Origin of the sequence: Tenacibaculum singaporense, from assembly GCF_003867015.1 — a bacterium.
GTDB lineage: Bacteria > Bacteroidota > Bacteroidia > Flavobacteriales > Flavobacteriaceae > Polaribacter > Polaribacter singaporensis.
This window is the reverse complement of sequence record NZ_CP032548.1, coordinates 2314735-2331589: the sequence shown is the minus strand read 5'-3', so window position 1 is coordinate 2331589 and position 16855 is coordinate 2314735. Positions and strand designations below refer to the sequence as shown.

At 31.6% G+C, this 16855-nt stretch carries 14 protein-coding genes; 8 read left to right on the top strand and 6 right to left on the bottom strand.

Annotated elements, in window-relative coordinates; translation table 11 throughout:
• Window positions 1–19: 19 nt before the first annotated feature.
• Together D6T69_RS10375 and D6T69_RS10370 are read right to left on the bottom strand one after the other, a co-directional pair.
• Window positions 20–469 carry a Fur family transcriptional regulator gene (locus D6T69_RS10375; protein WP_125067666.1) on the bottom strand — a complete coding sequence of 150 codons (450 nt, stop codon included), beginning with the start codon at window positions 467–469 and terminating at the stop codon, window positions 20–22.
• Between the two features lie 74 nt (window positions 470–543).
• Complete coding sequence (locus D6T69_RS10370; RefSeq protein ID WP_125067665.1) at window positions 544–2760, bottom strand: RelA/SpoT family protein; 2217 nt, start codon at window positions 2758–2760, stop codon at window positions 544–546.
• 318 nt (window positions 2761–3078) lie between these two features.
• Between D6T69_RS10370 and D6T69_RS10365 the strand changes: the two genes are divergently transcribed.
• The 3 genes from D6T69_RS10365 to D6T69_RS10355 all read left to right on the top strand — a co-directional run bounded on the left by D6T69_RS10365 (window position 3079) and on the right by D6T69_RS10355 (window position 5539).
• Window positions 3079–3639 carry an RNA polymerase sigma factor gene (locus tag D6T69_RS10365; protein ID WP_125067664.1) on the top strand — a complete coding sequence of 187 codons (561 nt, stop codon included), beginning with the start codon at window positions 3079–3081 and terminating at the stop codon, window positions 3637–3639.
• Window positions 3626–4402, top strand: coding sequence for a type 2 periplasmic-binding domain-containing protein (locus D6T69_RS10360; RefSeq protein ID WP_125067663.1), 777 nt, complete (start codon window positions 3626–3628; stop codon window positions 4400–4402). Before D6T69_RS10365 ends, D6T69_RS10360 begins: the two co-directional genes overlap by 14 nt.
• 66 nt (window positions 4403–4468) lie before the next feature.
• Complete coding sequence (locus D6T69_RS10355) at window positions 4469–5539, top strand: hypothetical protein (RefSeq protein ID WP_206197808.1); 1071 nt, start codon at window positions 4469–4471, stop codon at window positions 5537–5539.
• A gap of 15 nt (window positions 5540–5554) precedes the next feature.
• Here the strand turns inward: D6T69_RS10355 and D6T69_RS10350 are convergent, their stop codons facing one another.
• Window positions 5555–6451, bottom strand: a complete 897-nt coding sequence (locus D6T69_RS10350) for a sterol desaturase family protein (protein ID WP_125067661.1) — start codon at window positions 6449–6451, stop codon at window positions 5555–5557.
• 123 nt (window positions 6452–6574) lie between these two features.
• Between D6T69_RS10350 and rpsF the strand changes: the two genes are divergently transcribed.
• From rpsF to D6T69_RS10330, 4 genes are all read left to right on the top strand, one after another.
• On the top strand, window positions 6575–6916 hold the full coding sequence (gene rpsF, locus D6T69_RS10345) for a 30S ribosomal protein S6 (RefSeq protein WP_099214475.1): 342 nt from the start codon (window positions 6575–6577) through the stop codon (window positions 6914–6916).
• Between the two features lie 3 nt (window positions 6917–6919).
• The gene (gene rpsR / locus D6T69_RS10340) at window positions 6920–7216 is read left to right on the top strand and encodes a 30S ribosomal protein S18 (protein ID WP_028892048.1); all 297 of its coding nucleotides are present in this window, start codon (window positions 6920–6922) and stop codon (window positions 7214–7216) included.
• Window positions 7217–7231: 15 nt separating this feature from the next.
• Window positions 7232–7678 carry a 50S ribosomal protein L9 gene (gene rplI, locus D6T69_RS10335; protein ID WP_047788887.1) on the top strand — a complete coding sequence of 149 codons (447 nt, stop codon included), beginning with the start codon at window positions 7232–7234 and terminating at the stop codon, window positions 7676–7678.
• 106 nt (window positions 7679–7784) lie between these two features.
• Window positions 7785–10982 carry a TonB-dependent receptor gene (locus tag D6T69_RS10330; RefSeq protein WP_206197807.1) on the top strand — a complete coding sequence of 1066 codons (3198 nt, stop codon included), beginning with the start codon at window positions 7785–7787 and terminating at the stop codon, window positions 10980–10982.
• Window positions 10983–11227: 245 nt separating this feature from the next.
• On the opposite strand, the gene lysA is transcribed toward D6T69_RS10330, so the two are convergent.
• From lysA to D6T69_RS10315, 3 genes are all read right to left on the bottom strand, one after another.
• Window positions 11228–12433, bottom strand: coding sequence for a diaminopimelate decarboxylase (lysA, locus tag D6T69_RS10325; protein WP_125067660.1), 1206 nt, complete (start codon window positions 12431–12433; stop codon window positions 11228–11230).
• A gap of 280 nt (window positions 12434–12713) precedes the next feature.
• Entirely contained in the window at window positions 12714–13952 is a 1239-nt protein-coding gene (pepT, locus tag D6T69_RS10320; RefSeq protein WP_125067659.1) for a peptidase T, read from the bottom strand.
• 70 nt (window positions 13953–14022) lie between these two features.
• Window positions 14023–15096 (bottom strand): DUF3810 domain-containing protein, encoded by a 1074-nt coding sequence (locus D6T69_RS10315; RefSeq protein WP_125067658.1) that lies wholly within the window; start codon window positions 15094–15096, stop codon window positions 14023–14025.
• A 127-nt stretch (window positions 15097–15223) separates the two neighbouring features.
• Between D6T69_RS10315 and dnaB the strand changes: the two genes are divergently transcribed.
• On the top strand, window positions 15224–16738 hold the full coding sequence (gene dnaB, locus D6T69_RS10310) for a replicative DNA helicase (RefSeq protein WP_047788883.1): 1515 nt from the start codon (window positions 15224–15226) through the stop codon (window positions 16736–16738).
• The last annotated feature ends 117 nt before the right edge of the window (window positions 16739–16855 follow it).

Here is a 16855-nt window from a genome sequence, read left to right as displayed (position 1 = left end):
TGTGTTGTTAAGTGTGTTTTTATTTGTTGTTTCTTTTTGTTCCGTAGAAATAAAGTGAATGGTTGTGAATGTCTATATCAAAAACATCTTCAATAGTTTTTTTGATAATTTGAATTCTTGGATCGCAAAACTCTTTTACTTCGCCACTATCAGTTAGTATTACATGGTCGTGATTTTTATCGAAGTAACTTTTTTCGTAACGCGCCATTGATTGACCTTCAAACTGGTGTTTACGAACCAAACCACAGTCTAACAATAAATCCATCGTATTATAAAGAGTAGCTCTACTTACACGATAGTTTTTGTTTTTCATTTTAATGTATAAAGATTCGATATCAAAATGCTCATCAGCATCATAAATCTCTTGTAAAATAGCGTAACGTTCTGGTGTTTTACGATGCTTGTTCTCTTCTAAAAAAGAAGTGAATACTTTTTTTACAATTTCTTGATTTTCGGCTGAATTACTCATTTATTTTTAAATTTTACGAAAGGACAAATTTACGTTTATTTCTTGATAAAATACAAGGATGTTAAAAACGAAATTTACAAAGTATTCACACGTTCAACTTTTTGAACGCCTTCTACTTGTTTCATGTTATTAATTAATTTATTGAGCTGTGTCTTATTTTTTACACTTAACGATAGTTTTCCTTCAAATACACCGTTATCTCCAGATATATTAATACTATGTATAAATACATCCATACTATTGGAAATTATCTTAGTAATATTATTTACTATTCCTTTATTATCAATTCCCGAAAGGTGTAAAATGGCTGTAAATTCTTGCTTTGTAGAATCAATCCATTTTGCAGGCATAATTCTATAAGCATAGTTTGATTGTAACGAAATAGCATTCGGGCAATCGTTCTTATGCACTTTAATACCTTCATTAATAGTTACAAAACCAAAAACTTTATCACCAGGAATAGGAGAGCAGCATTTAGCTAAAGTATAATCTAGTGTTTGTTCTTCTTTACCAAAAACTAAAGCATCGTATTGGTTGGTAACTTCTTCTTTTTCAGATATTTCTTTTGAAGGAGAACGCCTAAATGTACTTTTAATGAAGCCCATGAAACGATTACTTCTCTGAGCAACAAAGTCTTTAAGTTGTGTGTTGTCTATGGCTCCATTACCAACTCGATAGAATAAATCGAAACTAGTTTTTAGTCCAAAATAACTTGCTAATTCGTGAATAACCTTTTCACTAGAGTTGATTTTTAAATGACGCAGTTTTCGTTGTAAAATAGCTTTTCCTTCTTCTGCTATTTTCTTTTCTTCTGCCTTTAAAGCTGATTTAATTTTAGCTCGTGCTCTTGCAGTAATAACAAAATCTAACCAACGTACATTGGGCTTATTATTAGAAGCGGTAAGTACTTCTACTTGGTCTCCACTTTTTAATTCGTGACTTAACGGAACTAATTTTCCATTTACTTTAGCTCCACGACATTTTAATCCAACATCGGTATGTACAGAAAAGGCAAAATCTAATGCTGAAGCTCCTTTTGGAAGTGATTTTAAATCTCCTTTAGGAGTAAATACATAAATCTCTTTAGCATAAAGGTTCAGTTTAAAATCTTCGACAAAATCTACAGCATCTAAACTTTGATTTTCTAAACTTTCTTTTAAACGATTTAACCATCCTTCTAAACCATTTTCTTTAACAGACCCTTGTTTATATTTAAAGTGAGCTGCATAACCTTTTTCGGCTATTTCATCCATTCTTTCAGAACGGATTTGAACTTCTACCCATTTAGCTTGAGGACCAATTACAGTTATATGCAAAGCTTCGTATCCAGTTGATTTTGGCTGAGAAATCCAATCTCTTAATCTGGCAGGATTTGGCTTAAAAAAGTCTGTAACGATAGAATATATTTTCCAAGCATCAAACTTTTCATCGTCAGAAGTTGGTTTGTATATAATACGAATAGCAAACTTGTCGTAAACTTCATCAAAGGTTACATTTTGTTTACGCATTTTTCTACGGATAGAAAAAATAGATTTAAAACGTCCTTTTATTTCATAAGCAAATCCTTCTTTGTTTAAAGCTTCTTTTAAAACACTAGTAAAGCTATCAATATATCTTTGTTGATCTTCTTTGCTTTCTTTTATTTTATTGGCAATATCTCTATACACATCAGGTTCAGTGTATTTTAAGCCAAGATCTTCAAGTTCAGTTTTAATATTATAAAGTCCTAAACGATGTGCAAGAGGAGCATAAATATACAAGGTTTCAGATGCTATTTTTACCTGCTTATGAGGCGGCATAGAATCCATGGTTTGCATATTGTGTAACCTATCAGCAATTTTAATAAGTATTACTCTAACGTCATCATGTAGTGTAAGTAACATCTTTCTAAAATTCTCTGCTTGGATAGAATAGTCTTGCTCTTGTTTTAAGTTTGATATTTTAGTCAATCCGCTTACAATACGAGCGATATTTTCCCCAAATAGGCGCTCCATATCATCCAAAGTATAATGCGTGTCCTCAACAACATCGTGTAGTAGAGCAGCAGCAATAGATGTTGCGCCTAAACCAATTTCGTCTGCAACTATTTTTGCTACAGCTATTGGGTGATAAATATAAGGTTCTCCTGACTTTCTACGTTGTTCAGAATGTGCTTCTACAGCAATATCAAAAGCTTTACGTATCAATTTTTTATCATCTTCTGATAATGTTTGATATGTACCTTTTAATAAGTTTTTATATCTATTGGCTATCTCTTTGTTTTCCTCTTCTATCGTTACATTATAATTCATATAATAAAAACTCTTTTGCTTATTTAGGTTTAAAATAAAAGTAGTACAAAGAATTATATTGGGCAAGTTTTGCAGGAAAATGTTTTTTAATGCATATCTAGGCTTTTTCCTGTATATATATATGTTGATATAACATAACTTTGCATCATAATTCAGAGGAGACACAAAAAGAGCTAGTCCCCCTGAAATATCATTTAATTATGGTATTTGAACCTCCGGTCTTACAATAAGTTCGGAGGTTTTTTTATTCTTCAGGCAACCTTTTTTCAAATCAGGTAGTCTTTATATTTGTAAGGCTATAAAAACGTAACTATTGATTTGAAAATTATTTCATTACATAACAAAGAAGCTTCGCTTATAAAACAAGCAAAAAAACAAAGCAGAGAAGCTCAGCAACAAATATTTGAGCAGTATTCTCCAAAAATGTTAGGAGTTTGTAGACAGTATGTTAAAGATTTACATCATGCGGAAGATTTAATGTTACAAGGTTTTTTTAAAGTTTTTACGAATATTGAAAAATTTAAAGGAGAGGGAAGTTTTGAAGGTTGGATTCGTAGAATTATGGTAAATACTAGTATTAGTTATTTACGAAAAAAGAATCCAGTTCAAGTATCAGATGAAGACTTTGTTTTTAATGATGCTGCAACGGAAAGCCTTGAAAACACATCGGCAGAAGATATACAAAAGTTAATAGATGAGTTACCTGAAGGGTATAAGTTAGTTTTTAACTTATATGCTATTGAAGGATATAAGCATTCAGAAATAGCAGAAAAATTACAAATTTCTGAAAGTACCTCTAAGTCACAATTATTTAAAGCTCGTAAATGTTTACAAGCTAGTTACGAGAAAATTAATCAAGTAAGAAATGTCAAGCAATAATATTGATAAACATATAGCAGAAAAGCTAAAGAACAGAGAGCTTAAGCCATCCAACTCAGCATGGGAAAGGTTAGAGACTCGTTTAGATAATCAGGAGGCAACAAAGAAAAGAAACTGGTTTTTATATCTAGGTTATGCAGCTGGTTTAGCTTTATTAATAAGTTTTGTAGCTTTCTATTTTACAGGTTCAGATTCAAAAACGCCAATAGAAGAAGTTATAGTTAATACTTCAATAGATACACTAAAAATTAATAATAAAGGTATAGAGGAATTTATTAAGAACACAGATGAAGCTGTGGTGGAGTTAGAAAAAAAGAAGCAAGAGAAACAGTTACAAAACAAAAAGAAAACAATTACGGAAACAAAGACTCCCATACTAAAAGAAGAAATAGCTTTTAAAAATATTCAGAAAGAAGAACTCCCAAAAGAAGAGGTAGTAGCAGAATTGAATAAACCTGTAAAACAAAAAAAGAAAAACTCAATTTCAAGAATAAAAGTAAATAGTGATGATTTATTATTTTCAGTAACACATACTCCAAATGAAGTCAAAGAATATTATGCAAAGCATAAGTTAAAAAGAGAAGATGTGCTAAAAACTATTGAAGACGAGTTAAAAAAGTCAAACTTAAAAATAGACCCTAATACCATTTTAGCAGAAGTTGAAAGAACGATTGATGATGAGGAGTACAAAGGAGACTTTATGCAAAAACTAAAATCAAAAATATCAGACATTGCTGTAGCAATTGTTGATAGAAATAAATAAAGCGCTTATTAATTATCGATAATTAACCATTCCAAAGTATTATCAGTTAAATTTAAAATTACAAAAATGAAAAGAATACTATTATTAGTGTTGTTTGTAACGACTATTGCCCAATCTCAAGAAAAAGTATTTGAAAAAGAAGTAAAAAAAATATCAATGAGTATTGATAGTATTACTAAGCAGCAAAAAGACTCTTTAAAGATTAAAGTAAAAGAGATTAATAAAAAGTTAGAAAAGAACAAAATAACGTTTGATGAAGCTGCGACATTAAAAAAGGAAGCAGCGGCCTACCATGCGGCTCAAATAGAGAACAAAGTTAGTTTTCAGGAACAAAAACTACAACAACTAGTACAAGACAAAATTGATGGTAAAATATTTAGCGAAGAAGAAGAATCACGAGAGCAAACTTTTGAAATAGCAAAGCTTAAGTTCAGACTAAACTTTTCTGACGACGAAGAAGATAAAATTGAAAGAGAAAAGAAAAGAAGAAGAAAAAGAACCACAACACAGTTTGTTTTTGCTTTAGGAGCAAATAATACATTAACGGATAATAAACTAAGTTCTTTAGACGAATCAGACTACAAATTTTGGCAATCACATTTTTATGAGTTAGGTTTTACTTGGAAAACACGTTTATCAAAAGAACCTTCAAAAGCATACTTTAAATATGGTTTCTCTTTTTTGTGGAATAATTTAAGAGCTAAAAACAATCAATATCATATTGTAAATGGAAATGAAACAAACTTAAGTATTCATCCAGAACAACTTTCAGAAAGTAGGTTAAGACATGTACAAATGACATTTCCAATGCATTTAGAGTTTGATTTTTCAAAGAATAAAAAATATTCCGACGGAGAAATTGTAGATAGAACACATCAAAGCTTTCAGATAGGAGTAGGTGGTTTCTTTGGTTTTAAACTAGGAACTCGTCAATATTTAGAGTATAAAAATGCACAAGGAGTTACAGTTGAAGAAGTTCAGAAGAATAATTTTAATATGAATAAATATAACTATGGGTTAAGTGCTTATGTTGCTTATCAAGGAATCGGATTATATGCTAAATATGATTTAAACCCTTTATTCAAAAATACTGACACTAGGAACATCTCATTAGGTCTTCGATTTGATATTAATTAATAAAAAAGGAGAAGTTTAAACTTCTCCTTTTTTATTTTCTTCCCATTCTTTACGTAAATCCATTGAAAGCTTTCCAGTGCCATCATGTTTCCAACCAGGAGGTTTAAAAAGGTATAGAAACCTTTTACCAAGTGTGGTTTTACTGGTAAAAACATCGGTAAACATATTATACCATTCAATAAAAGCTACTTTAATAGGATTGTAAGTGTTTATATTGGTAACCAAACCATATACTGGTTTTTCAACTTCAGGTTCAAAAGTACCAAAAAGCTTATCCCAAATAATAAAAATCCCAGCATGGTTTCTATCTAGATATTGAGGATTGGTTGCATGATGAACTCTATGATGGCTAGGTGTATTAAAAACTGCCTCAAACCACTTAGGCATTTTGTCAATAAGTTCGGTATGAATCCAGTATTGATACAACAAACTAATACTCATTTGGGTCACGATCATTAGTGGATGAAAACCTATAATTGCTAACGGTGCCCAAAATATAAACGTATAAAAGCTTCCTGACCAAGTTTGACGTAAAGCAGTACTTAAATTGTATTTTGTAGAAGAATGATGCACCACATGGCTAGCCCAAAACAGTCTACTTTCGTGTGCAATCCTATGATTCCAGTAATAGGCAAAATCTTCAGCAAATAACAAAATAAACCAAGCCCACCAAGTAAACGGAATAGTAAACAGGCGGTATTGATATAGAAATAAAAATACTCCGAATATTAATCCTTTTGTAAACAGTCCTATAAAAACATTACCTAATCCCATAGTTATAGATGTGGCAGCATCTTTAAACTCATAATCTTCTAATTTTACTTTAACTGTTAATATTACCTCTATAATAACTGTTAAAACAAAAAAAGGAATAGCATAATGGACTAGATTAGGTATTTCAGGGATTTGCATAAAAAAGAGTGTTTAGTTACAAACTTACACAAAATCATTAAATTATTTAAGCTATAGAGTTTGTTTATGGATTAAAAAGCAGTATATTTGCAGGCTTAAAAATAAATTTTAAATAATTTAATTATGAATCATTACGAAACTGTTTTCATTTTGAATCCCGTTTTATCTGAAACTCAGATAAAGGAAGCAGTAAAGAAGTTTGAGGACTATTTACTTTCTAAAGGTGCAGAAATGATTTCTAAAGAAGATTGGGGCTTAAAAAAATTAGCATATCCAATCGAAAAGAAAAAAAGTGGATTTTACCACTTATTTGAGTACAAAGTAGCAGGTGATGCAATTGCTCCGTTTGAATTAGAATTTAGACGTGACGATAGCGTTATGCGTTATTTAACTGTAAAGTTAGATAAGCATGCTGCAGCTTGGGCTGAAAAGAGAAGAAACCGTGTTAAATCTGCAAAAAAGTAAGAAATGGCATCTATAGAACAACAAGCAAAAGGAAATAAGCAAGGGGAAGTACGTTACTTAACTCCGCTTGATATTGAAACTAAAAAAGAAGCTAAATACTGTCGTTTCAAGAAAAACGGTATTAAGTACATCGATTACAAAGATGCAGACTTCTTAATGTATTTAGTAAACGAGCAAGGTAAAATTTTACCAAGACGTTTAACAGGAACATCATTAAAATATCAACGTAAAGTGGCACAAGCTATTAAAAGAGCTCGTCACTTAGCTTTAATGCCTTACGTTGGAGATATGTTAAAATAATAAAGAAGTAGAAACATGGAATTGATATTAAAACAAGACGTAGAAAACTTAGGTTTTAAAGACGATGTTGTAACCGTTAAGAATGGTTACGGACGTAACTACCTAATACCTCAAGGATATGCAATTTTAGCTACTTCTTCAGCTAAAAAAGTATTAGCAGAAAACTTAAAGCAACGTGCTTTTAAAGAAGCTAAATTAATAGAAGATGCTAACAAAGTAGCAGAAACTATTAAAGGTTATGAAATCAAAATAGCTTCTAAAGTAGGTTCAGGAGATAAATTATTTGGTTCAGTAAACAACATTGATGTTGCTGCAGCTTTAGCTAAGGCTGGTACTGAAGTAGATAAGAAATTTATCAAAGTTACTGGAGGTAACGTAAAAAGATTAGGAAAATACAACGCTGCTGTACGTTTACACAGAACTGTTGTAGCTGACATCGTATTTGAAGTAGTTGCTGAATAGTAACTAAATTGTTAAATACATGTTAATAAAGTATAAATCCGCTCTGTCGAGCGGATTTTTTTTATGCTTAAATTTGAGTTGTAACATAAACAAAATCAGAACTATTATGAAGAAATTAATAATTTTTTCTTTTGTTTTTTTGAGTTTATCCATCTATTCCCAGGTAACCACATCAAAAATAAAAGGAACTGTAACAGACAATCAGGGAGAACCTTTGTTTGGTGCTAACATTGTTGTTTTACATGAGCCAACAGGTACCATATCTGGAGCCGTAGCTCAAGACAATGGAAGATACACCATACCTAACTTAAGAGTAGGAGGACCTTATAAAGTAACGTTTAGCTATATTGGGTTTCAATCACAAGAAGTAACCAATATCTACTTAACTTTAGGTAAGACAACCAATATTGATGGTGTTTTATCCGAGGATGGAGAGCAATTAGAAGAAGTTGTTATATCAACAACAAGAAGTAAAGTTTTTAATAATGACAGAACGGGAGCACAAACTAGTGTAAGTGCTGTTCAGCTAAAAACCTTACCAACTATTTCACGTTCCGCTGCAGATTTTACACGTTTAGAACCAACTGCAAGTGGAAACTCTTTTGGAGGGAGAAATGACCAGTTCAACAACTTTTCTTTAGATGGATCTATTTTCAATAACCCTTTTGGTTTAGATTCGCCAACACCAGGAGGTCAAACAGGTTCACAACCAATTTCGTTAGATGCAATTGAACAAATTTCGGTTTCTACTGCACCATACGATGTTACTTTGTCCGGGTTTACAGGAGCTTCGGTAGATGCAGTAACCAAAAGTGGTACAAACGAATTTACAGGTACAGTTTATGGGTTTTACAGAAACCAAGATATGACTGGAGGCAAAATTAAAGGTCAAGAAGTTGTAAAACCTAAGTTAAGTCAAAGCCAATACGGAGTAAGCTTAGGAGGTCCAATTATTAAGGATAAATTATTCTTTTTTGCAAATTTTGAAAAAGATGACAGAGAAGATTTAGGAACAGCAGGTTGGATACCAAATACTGGTAGTGGAGCTGTTAATGAATCGAGAGTATTAGAATCGGATATGATAGCTGTTCGTGATGCTTTAGCAGCCTTAGGGTATGATACAGGAGCTTATGAGGGGTTCACTTATGGTTCGGAATCTACTAAAGGAATTTTTAAATTAGATTGGAATATTAATGATAAAAATAGATTAGCGTTAATTTATAATTTCTTAAGAGCATCCAAAGAAACACCAGCACATCCAACAGCTCTAGGTATTAGAGGACCAAGTTTTTCTACATTACAGTTTGAAAATTCAGGATATGAAATCAATAACAACTTAAATTCATTTCAGTTAGAATTAAACTCTAACTTATCAGAAACAACTACTAACAAGTTACAAATAGGTTATACACATTTTGATGATTTTAGAAATCCGTTATCTGCACCAGCACCGGTAATTACAATTCAAGATGGTAATGGTAGTAATTATATTATAGCAGGTCATGAGCCGTTTTCTATCAATAACAAGCTAGATCAGCGAGTTTTTCAGTTGACAAATAACATGAACTTTTATAAGGGAGATCATACGTATACCGTTGGTTTTTCATTTGAACAATTTGAGTTTGAAAACTCATTTAATTTAACAAATTATGAATCTTTCAATTTTGGAATTTTCCCTTATTACGGATTATTTAACCCATACCCAGATGTAGCAACTTTTTTATCAGCAGCACAACCAGGTGGAGTAGTAGAGCAGTATTTAGCAGCTACTCAAAATGCTTACAATTCATTTAATGCTAATGGAGATGGTAATGATGGTGGTTGGAAACTATCTGAGTTAAATGTAGGTCAGCTGGCTTTTTATGTCCAAGATGAGTGGGAAATGAATGACAATTTTAAGTTAACTTATGGAGTTCGTTTTGATAAGCCGCTGTATTTCAATACATCCAGTTTAATTCAGAAGTTTATAGATACTGATAATGGAGCAACCAGAGATAACTCAGTACTGTACTACAACCCAAATACAGGAGAAGAACAACAGTTACTTTCAACTAAAATGCCTACAAACCAATGGTTAATTTCACCAAGAGTAGGTTTTAACTGGGATGTAAAAGGAAATAATACAATGCAACTTCGTGGAGGTTCAGGGGTTTTTACTGGACGTTTACCTTTTGTATGGATTGGAAACCAAGTAAGTGGAGCTGATGATGGTTTCTTCCAATTGGTTGATCCAGATTTTAAATTTCCTCAAGTATGGAGAACAAACTTAGGTTTAGACTGGAAATTTGAAAATGGAATTATAGCAACTACAGATATTTCTTATACAAAAGACATTAATGGTGCCCATGTACAAAACTGGGGGCTAAGAGAGCCTACTGCTACTTTAAATACACCATTTGATAATAGAGAAATATACGACGGAAGTGATAAAGGAAATAATGCTTATGTATTTACAAATTCAGATAAAGGTCGTGTATGGAATGCCTCTTTAAAACTTCAAAAAACTTTTGATAACGGATTATATACAAGTGTTGCCTATAACTATTTAAATGCTAAAGATGTAAACTCTATTGAGGCAGAAATTACTGGAGATGCTTTTGCTTTTAATCCAGTGGTAGGAAATGCTAATAATGATGTTTTATCATATTCTAAATATGGTGACACTCATAGAATTATTGGTGTAGCTTCTAAGAAGTTTACTTATGGAGGAGATAAGTTTGCTACTACTATTTCTACATTTTTTGAGTATGCCCAAGGAGGAAGGTTTAATTACACTTATGGAGGAGACATTAATAATGATGGTTCTACTGTAAATGACTTATTATACGTTCCGACTAGTTCAGAACTTAATCAAATGCAATTTAGTGACCCTGCTCATGCAGCAGCTTTTGAAAGCTATATACAACAAGATGATTATTTAAGTGAAAGAAGAGGACAGTATGTAGAGCGTTATGGAGCTTTAGCACCATGGAGAGGTAAATGGGATTTAAAAATATTACAAGATTTTAATTTTAACGTGTCTGAAGAAAAGCAAAATACAATACAATTAAGTCTTGATATTTTAAATGTAGGAAACTTAATTAATTCTGACTGGGGAGTAGTACAACAGCCTAATAATTTACAACCTTTAGGTATTAGATTCCCTGATGTAGATCCTGCAAACACTGATCCAGCGAATTATGTACCAGATTATTCTCAGGCACCTACGTATTCATTCACTCCTAACTCAACAAAAACATTTGGTTTCGATTCTAGTTTACTTTCTCGTTGGCAAATGCAAATAGGTTTACGTTATATTTTTTAATAAATAAGAACAAAAAAACTTATAAAACCACTCAAAAAATGAGTGGTTTTTTTGTTTTTTTATTGAATATTTTGTAAGAAAGGGGGGTTTTCCTGTGAAACTTTTAAAATAAATGGGTGATATTTGTAATCGTAAATAAAGATAGGGGACTTTAATTACAACGTTTTAAAATATAGTCTTTGAGGGGTTGATTATATTTTAAAAAAACTCTGGCCTTATTAAGGTCAGAGTTTTTAAGTGTTTTATTATAGTGTAACGCTTTCTTGATTCTTAAGAATATCTTCCATAGTTTCCCTTTTTCTAATCAAATAATCTTTTCCTTTGTAAATCATAACTTCTGCAGGTCTAAACCTTGAGTTATAATTTGAAGCCATAGAGAAACAATAAGCACCTGCATTATGGAAACATAATATATCGTCTTCAGATATTTCATTGATTCTTCTATTAGATCCAAAGGTGTCATTTTCACAAATATATCCAACAATACTATAAAAACGCTCTCTTCCTTTAGGATTAGATAAGTTTTCTATATAGTGATAAGAGTTGTAAAACATAGGACGAATTAAGTGGTTTAAACCACTATCAATACCAGCAAAAACAGTTGAAGTTGTTTGTTTAATAACATTTACTTTTGCTAAAAAATATCCAGCTTCACTAACTAAAAACTTTCCAGGCTCAAACATTAGGGTAACTTCCTTTCCGTAGTTTTTACAAAATTCATTAAATCGTGTAGATAGCTTTTTACCTAGCTCATTTATATCAGTTGAAATATCGTCTTTTTTGTAAGGAACCTTAAATCCACTACCAAAATCAATAAAATCAATATTTTTAAACTGTCTTGCAACATCAAATAAAATTTCGGTAGCCCTTATAAAAGTATCAATATCTAAAATATCAGAACCAGTATGCATGTGAATTCCATTAATGTGCATTCCTGTATTTTCAACAACTCTTTTTATATGAGGTACTTGATGAATTGAAATTCCAAATTTAGAATCAATATGTCCTACTGATATTTTACTATTACCACCAGCCATTACATGCGGGTTAATACGAATACAAACGGGGATTTTAGGATGCTTTTGCCCAAATAATTCTAATATTGATAAGTTATCAATATTAATTTGAACACCTAATTTAGCAACTTCTTCTATTTCCTGTAAAGAAACTCCGTTAGGTGTATATATAATTTCATGAGGCTCAAAACCTGCTAATAAACCAAGTTTTACTTCTTGAATAGAAACCGTATCCAAACCACTGTTAAGCTTATTAAAAACCTTTAGTATATTAATGTTTGATAATGCTTTAACAGCATAATTAATTTTTACATTTTTAACTTTAGAAAAAGCAGATGTTATCTTTTTATACTGAGATATAATTTTTTCAGTGTCGTAAACATACAAAGGTGACTGATATTTGTCAGCTAGCTTTAAAAGGTCTTGTCTATTCATTTACTTTAATATTTGCAGGCAAAAGTATAGAGGTGAATGATTACAAAAAATAAAATGAAAGAAATTCACAAATTTGTGTTTTTTTGTGAAATTAGGGGTTTTACGTCTTGGCAAAAGGGTATTTTCCTATAATATAATCTTTTAAAAAGAATCATATTTGCCATGAAATAAAATTAAGGGGATTTATTTCAAACAGAATGATATTTTTTAAGGGGTAAAAATATCATAAAAAACTCTAGCGAAAGCTAGAGTTTTTGATTTTATAAAAGGTAGTATAAGATTACTTAAATTTTACCGCAACTTTTTGTGCAATTCCAACAATTACTTCACTAGCTTTTACTATACTTTCAGCAGGAACATATTCATAACGTCCATGGAAGTTATGTCCGCCAGCAAAAATGTTAGGACATGGTAAACCTTTATATGATAATTGAGAACCATCAGTACCACCACGAATAGGCTTAATTAATGGAGTAATTCCCATATCTTTCATCACCTCTTCAGCAATATCAACAATGTGCATTACAGGAGTAACTTTTTCTTTCATGTTAAAATATTGATCTTTAATTTCAACAGAAACTAATTTTTGTCCACGCTTAGCGTTTAAAACTTCAGCTAAATCAAGCATTGCTTTTTTACGGTTGTTGAATTGATCCATATCATGATCTCTAATAATATAGCTCAATGTTGTTTGCTCAACTTTACCTTCCATATGGTGTAAGTGGAAGAATCCTTCATAACCAGTTGTTCTTTCAGGAACTTCATCTTCAGGTAATGCATTAATAAACTCACTAGCAATAAGCATTGAGTTAATCATTTTACCTTTTGCATACCCAGGGTGTACAATTTTACCATTAATAGTAACTGTAGCACCTGCAGCATTAAAGTTTTCGTATTCTAACTCACCAATTTGACTTCCATCCATGGTGTAAGCCCACTCAGCTCCAAATTTCTCAACATCAAACATATGAGCACCTTTACCAACCTCTTCATCAGGAGTAAAGCAAATACGGATTTTACCATGTTTAATTTCTGGGTGTTGAATTAAGTATTCCATTGCAGAAACAATTTCAGTAACCCCAGCTTTATCATCAGCACCTAATAATGTAGTACCGTCAGTAGTAATAATAGTTTGACCTTTATATTGTAATAAATCTTCAAAATAATCAGGAGATAAAACGATGTTCTCTTCTTTGTTTAATAAGATATCTTTTCCGTCGTAATTCTCATGAATTTGAGGTTTCACATTAGCTCCAGTAAAATCTGGACTTGTATCAATATGAGCAACAAAACCAATAGTTGGTACTTCATAATCTAAATTACTAGGTAAAGTTGCCATTAAATAACAATTCTCATCTAATTCAACATCTACCATTCCTATTTCCTTTAGTTCTTTTTCAAGAACTTTTGCTAAATTCCATTGTTTTTCAGTACTAGGAAATGCTGGATTATTAGGATCACTTTCAGTATCAATAGTTACATATTTTACAAATCGGTCGATTATATGTTGTTTGTTCATCGTAGTATTTTTAAAGCATCAAAAATAGCCATTTCAAATGTATTTTGTCAATTGAAATAGGATGAAATTTTTAAGAACTTTTCTTTTTAAAATAGGCAATCAATAAATCGACAACATAACTATATGATTGAATTCCTTTAGATTGATTATTAGCTTTGAGGTAAGAGTTGTACCCTTTCTTTAAATAAGGTTCAATAGGGTTTTTAAACTGTTTCCAATGTAAATAAGTAGCCTTATAATCTTTATAGATGCCTTTATTTACCGTTTTAGCTATTTCTTTACCTAGCTCTTTATCTCTTTTATAAACTTGACCTATGCAATAGTTATAAGCCATACGGTAACCAGAATACTTAAAATATAAGTCTTTATTAGCTATGGAGGCTAAAAAACTCACAAAATTGGCATCATTTTCAGCTGCCCAACCAATTTGATGCGCCATTTCATGACATGTAGTTGCTGGATAACCCGTTTTAGGAATCATATTATTTACTTGTGCTTCTCCTGTTATTGGATTTAAGTACCCTGATGTTCCATTGTATGATTGAAATAAACTAACTAATGAGCTTTTAATCGAGGAAGTTTGATAAGTAAGTTGGGGATATGTTTTCGAAAGTTCCTGAAACCCATTAGGAGCTAACTTATAAATTTCTCTTTGAGAATATGGAACTATTACAGGGACTGAATCATTTTTTGTTATTTGTAAATGGACTTTATTTAGTTCTGTTACAATCTGTTTAGTTGTTGAAATTAGTTCTTCAGTAGTGTAGGTGGATTGTTTTAGCTCAAGATTTTTAGCTAACGGCTCTCTAAAATAATTTAATCCCCAAAAAGCATAAAAACAAAAATAAATAATAGATAAAATTGCAATAAATTTTACTAACTTAGGAAGGAAGTTTTGAAACCTTTTTTTTATTAAAAAATAGATAGATTTTAATAAAAGATACAATAAAACAAAACCAATTATATCCCCAACAGAGAAAGGAATCCAACCTAGAATAGTTCGAAAGAATTGTGAAATATACGGGTAAATTCCATTACTATAATAAAATTCAATCCATTGTGGTTTTTGGCTTATAAAAAGCACAAAAATTACTTGAATAGGCAGAAATAAAGCAACAAAAAAATATTTTTTTAGGTTATGCATGCCACCAAAAATAAGAAAGTTGTAACGTTATCAACAAGTTAATAACAGTTTATTTACAAAAAATGTGCATAAAGAAAATTGAATAATGTCTCTACTAATATCATCTTAAAAATTTACTTTTGCTATTATGGAAAGAACCCAATCTCTCAAAGGAACAAAAATAGATAAAGCTAGAATTATAAGCTTAGAAAAAGGAAAGTTACCACCGCAGGCTTTAGAGTTAGAAGAGGCTGTTTTGGGGGCTATGATGATTGATAAAAAAGGGATTGATGAAGTAATTGATATTTTACATCCTGATGCTTTTTATGATAAAAGGCACCAAGAAATTTATGCCGCTATTTACGAGCTTTTCCAAAACTCAGAACCAATTGATTTACTTTCTGTATCAAATCAATTAAAGAAAAATGGAAAGTTAGATTTAGCAGGGGGAGATTTTTACTTAATTGGGTTAACTCAAAAAGTAGCCTCATCTGCACATATTGAATTTCACTCTAGAATTATCCTAGAAAAATTCATTCAACGTAAATTAATTACCATTTCTTCTGAAATTATTGAAAACGCATACGATGAAACTGTTGATGTTTTTGATTTGTTAGATGATGCCGAAGGAAAATTATTCGAAGTAACGCAAGGAAACCTTAAAAAGGGAGCGGAAAGAGCTGACTCTTTAGTTCAGCAATCGATTAATAAGATTCAAGAAATTTCAACCAAAGAAGGGATGAGTGGTTTGGCAACCGGATTTACCAAACTAGATGCATTAACCTCGGGTTGGCAACCTACCGATTTAATCATTATCGCTGCACGTCCTGGTATGGGTAAAACCGCTTTCGTAATATCGATGGCTAAAAATATGGCGATTGATTTCGGACATCCAGTAGCATTATTCTCACTGGAGATGTCATCGGTGCAGTTAATTACACGTATGATTTCTTCAGAAACAGGGTTGACTTCTGAAAAATTACGTAAAGGAAACTTAGAACCTCATGAATGGGAGCAATTGAATGTAAAAGTAAAAAAGCTTTCAGACGCGCCTATTTTTATTGATGATACACCTGCATTATCCATTTTTGATTTACGTGCAAAAGCACGTCGTTTAGTATCACAACACGGAGTTAAAATCTTAATTATTGATTACTTACAGTTAATGACAGCAGGAGGAGCAGGAGGTAACCGTGAACAAGAAATTTCGACGATTTCGCGTAACTTAAAAGCACTAGGTAAAGAATTGAATGTACCTGTAATTGCACTTTCTCAGTTATCGCGTGCGGTTGAAACCCGTGGAGGAAGTAAACGTCCGTTACTATCCGATCTTCGTGAATCTGGAGCAATTGAGCAGGATGCCGATATTGTATCATTTATTTATCGTCCTGAATATTATGGAATGACAGAATGGGATGACGATGATCATTCGCCATGTGAAGGACAAGGAGAGTTTATTGTAGCAAAACACCGTAATGGTGGATTGGATAATATTCGCTTGAAGTTTACAGGACACTTGGCAAAATTCTCGGATTTAGAAGAAGGCTTTAGTAGTGAATTCCAATCGAGTATGAATTCAGGATTTAACGATGAAGTAGCATCAAGTAATTTTGCTTCACCAGAAGATGCTTTTGGTCCAAGTGACGATGATGTTCCGTTTTAACCTTTAAATAAAACTTAAAATATTATAGAATACACAATTGCTTAAAAGTAATTGTGTATTTTAGTTTTTGATATGAAACAATTTCTTTACATACTAGCATTTTTTCTTTTTTCTAAC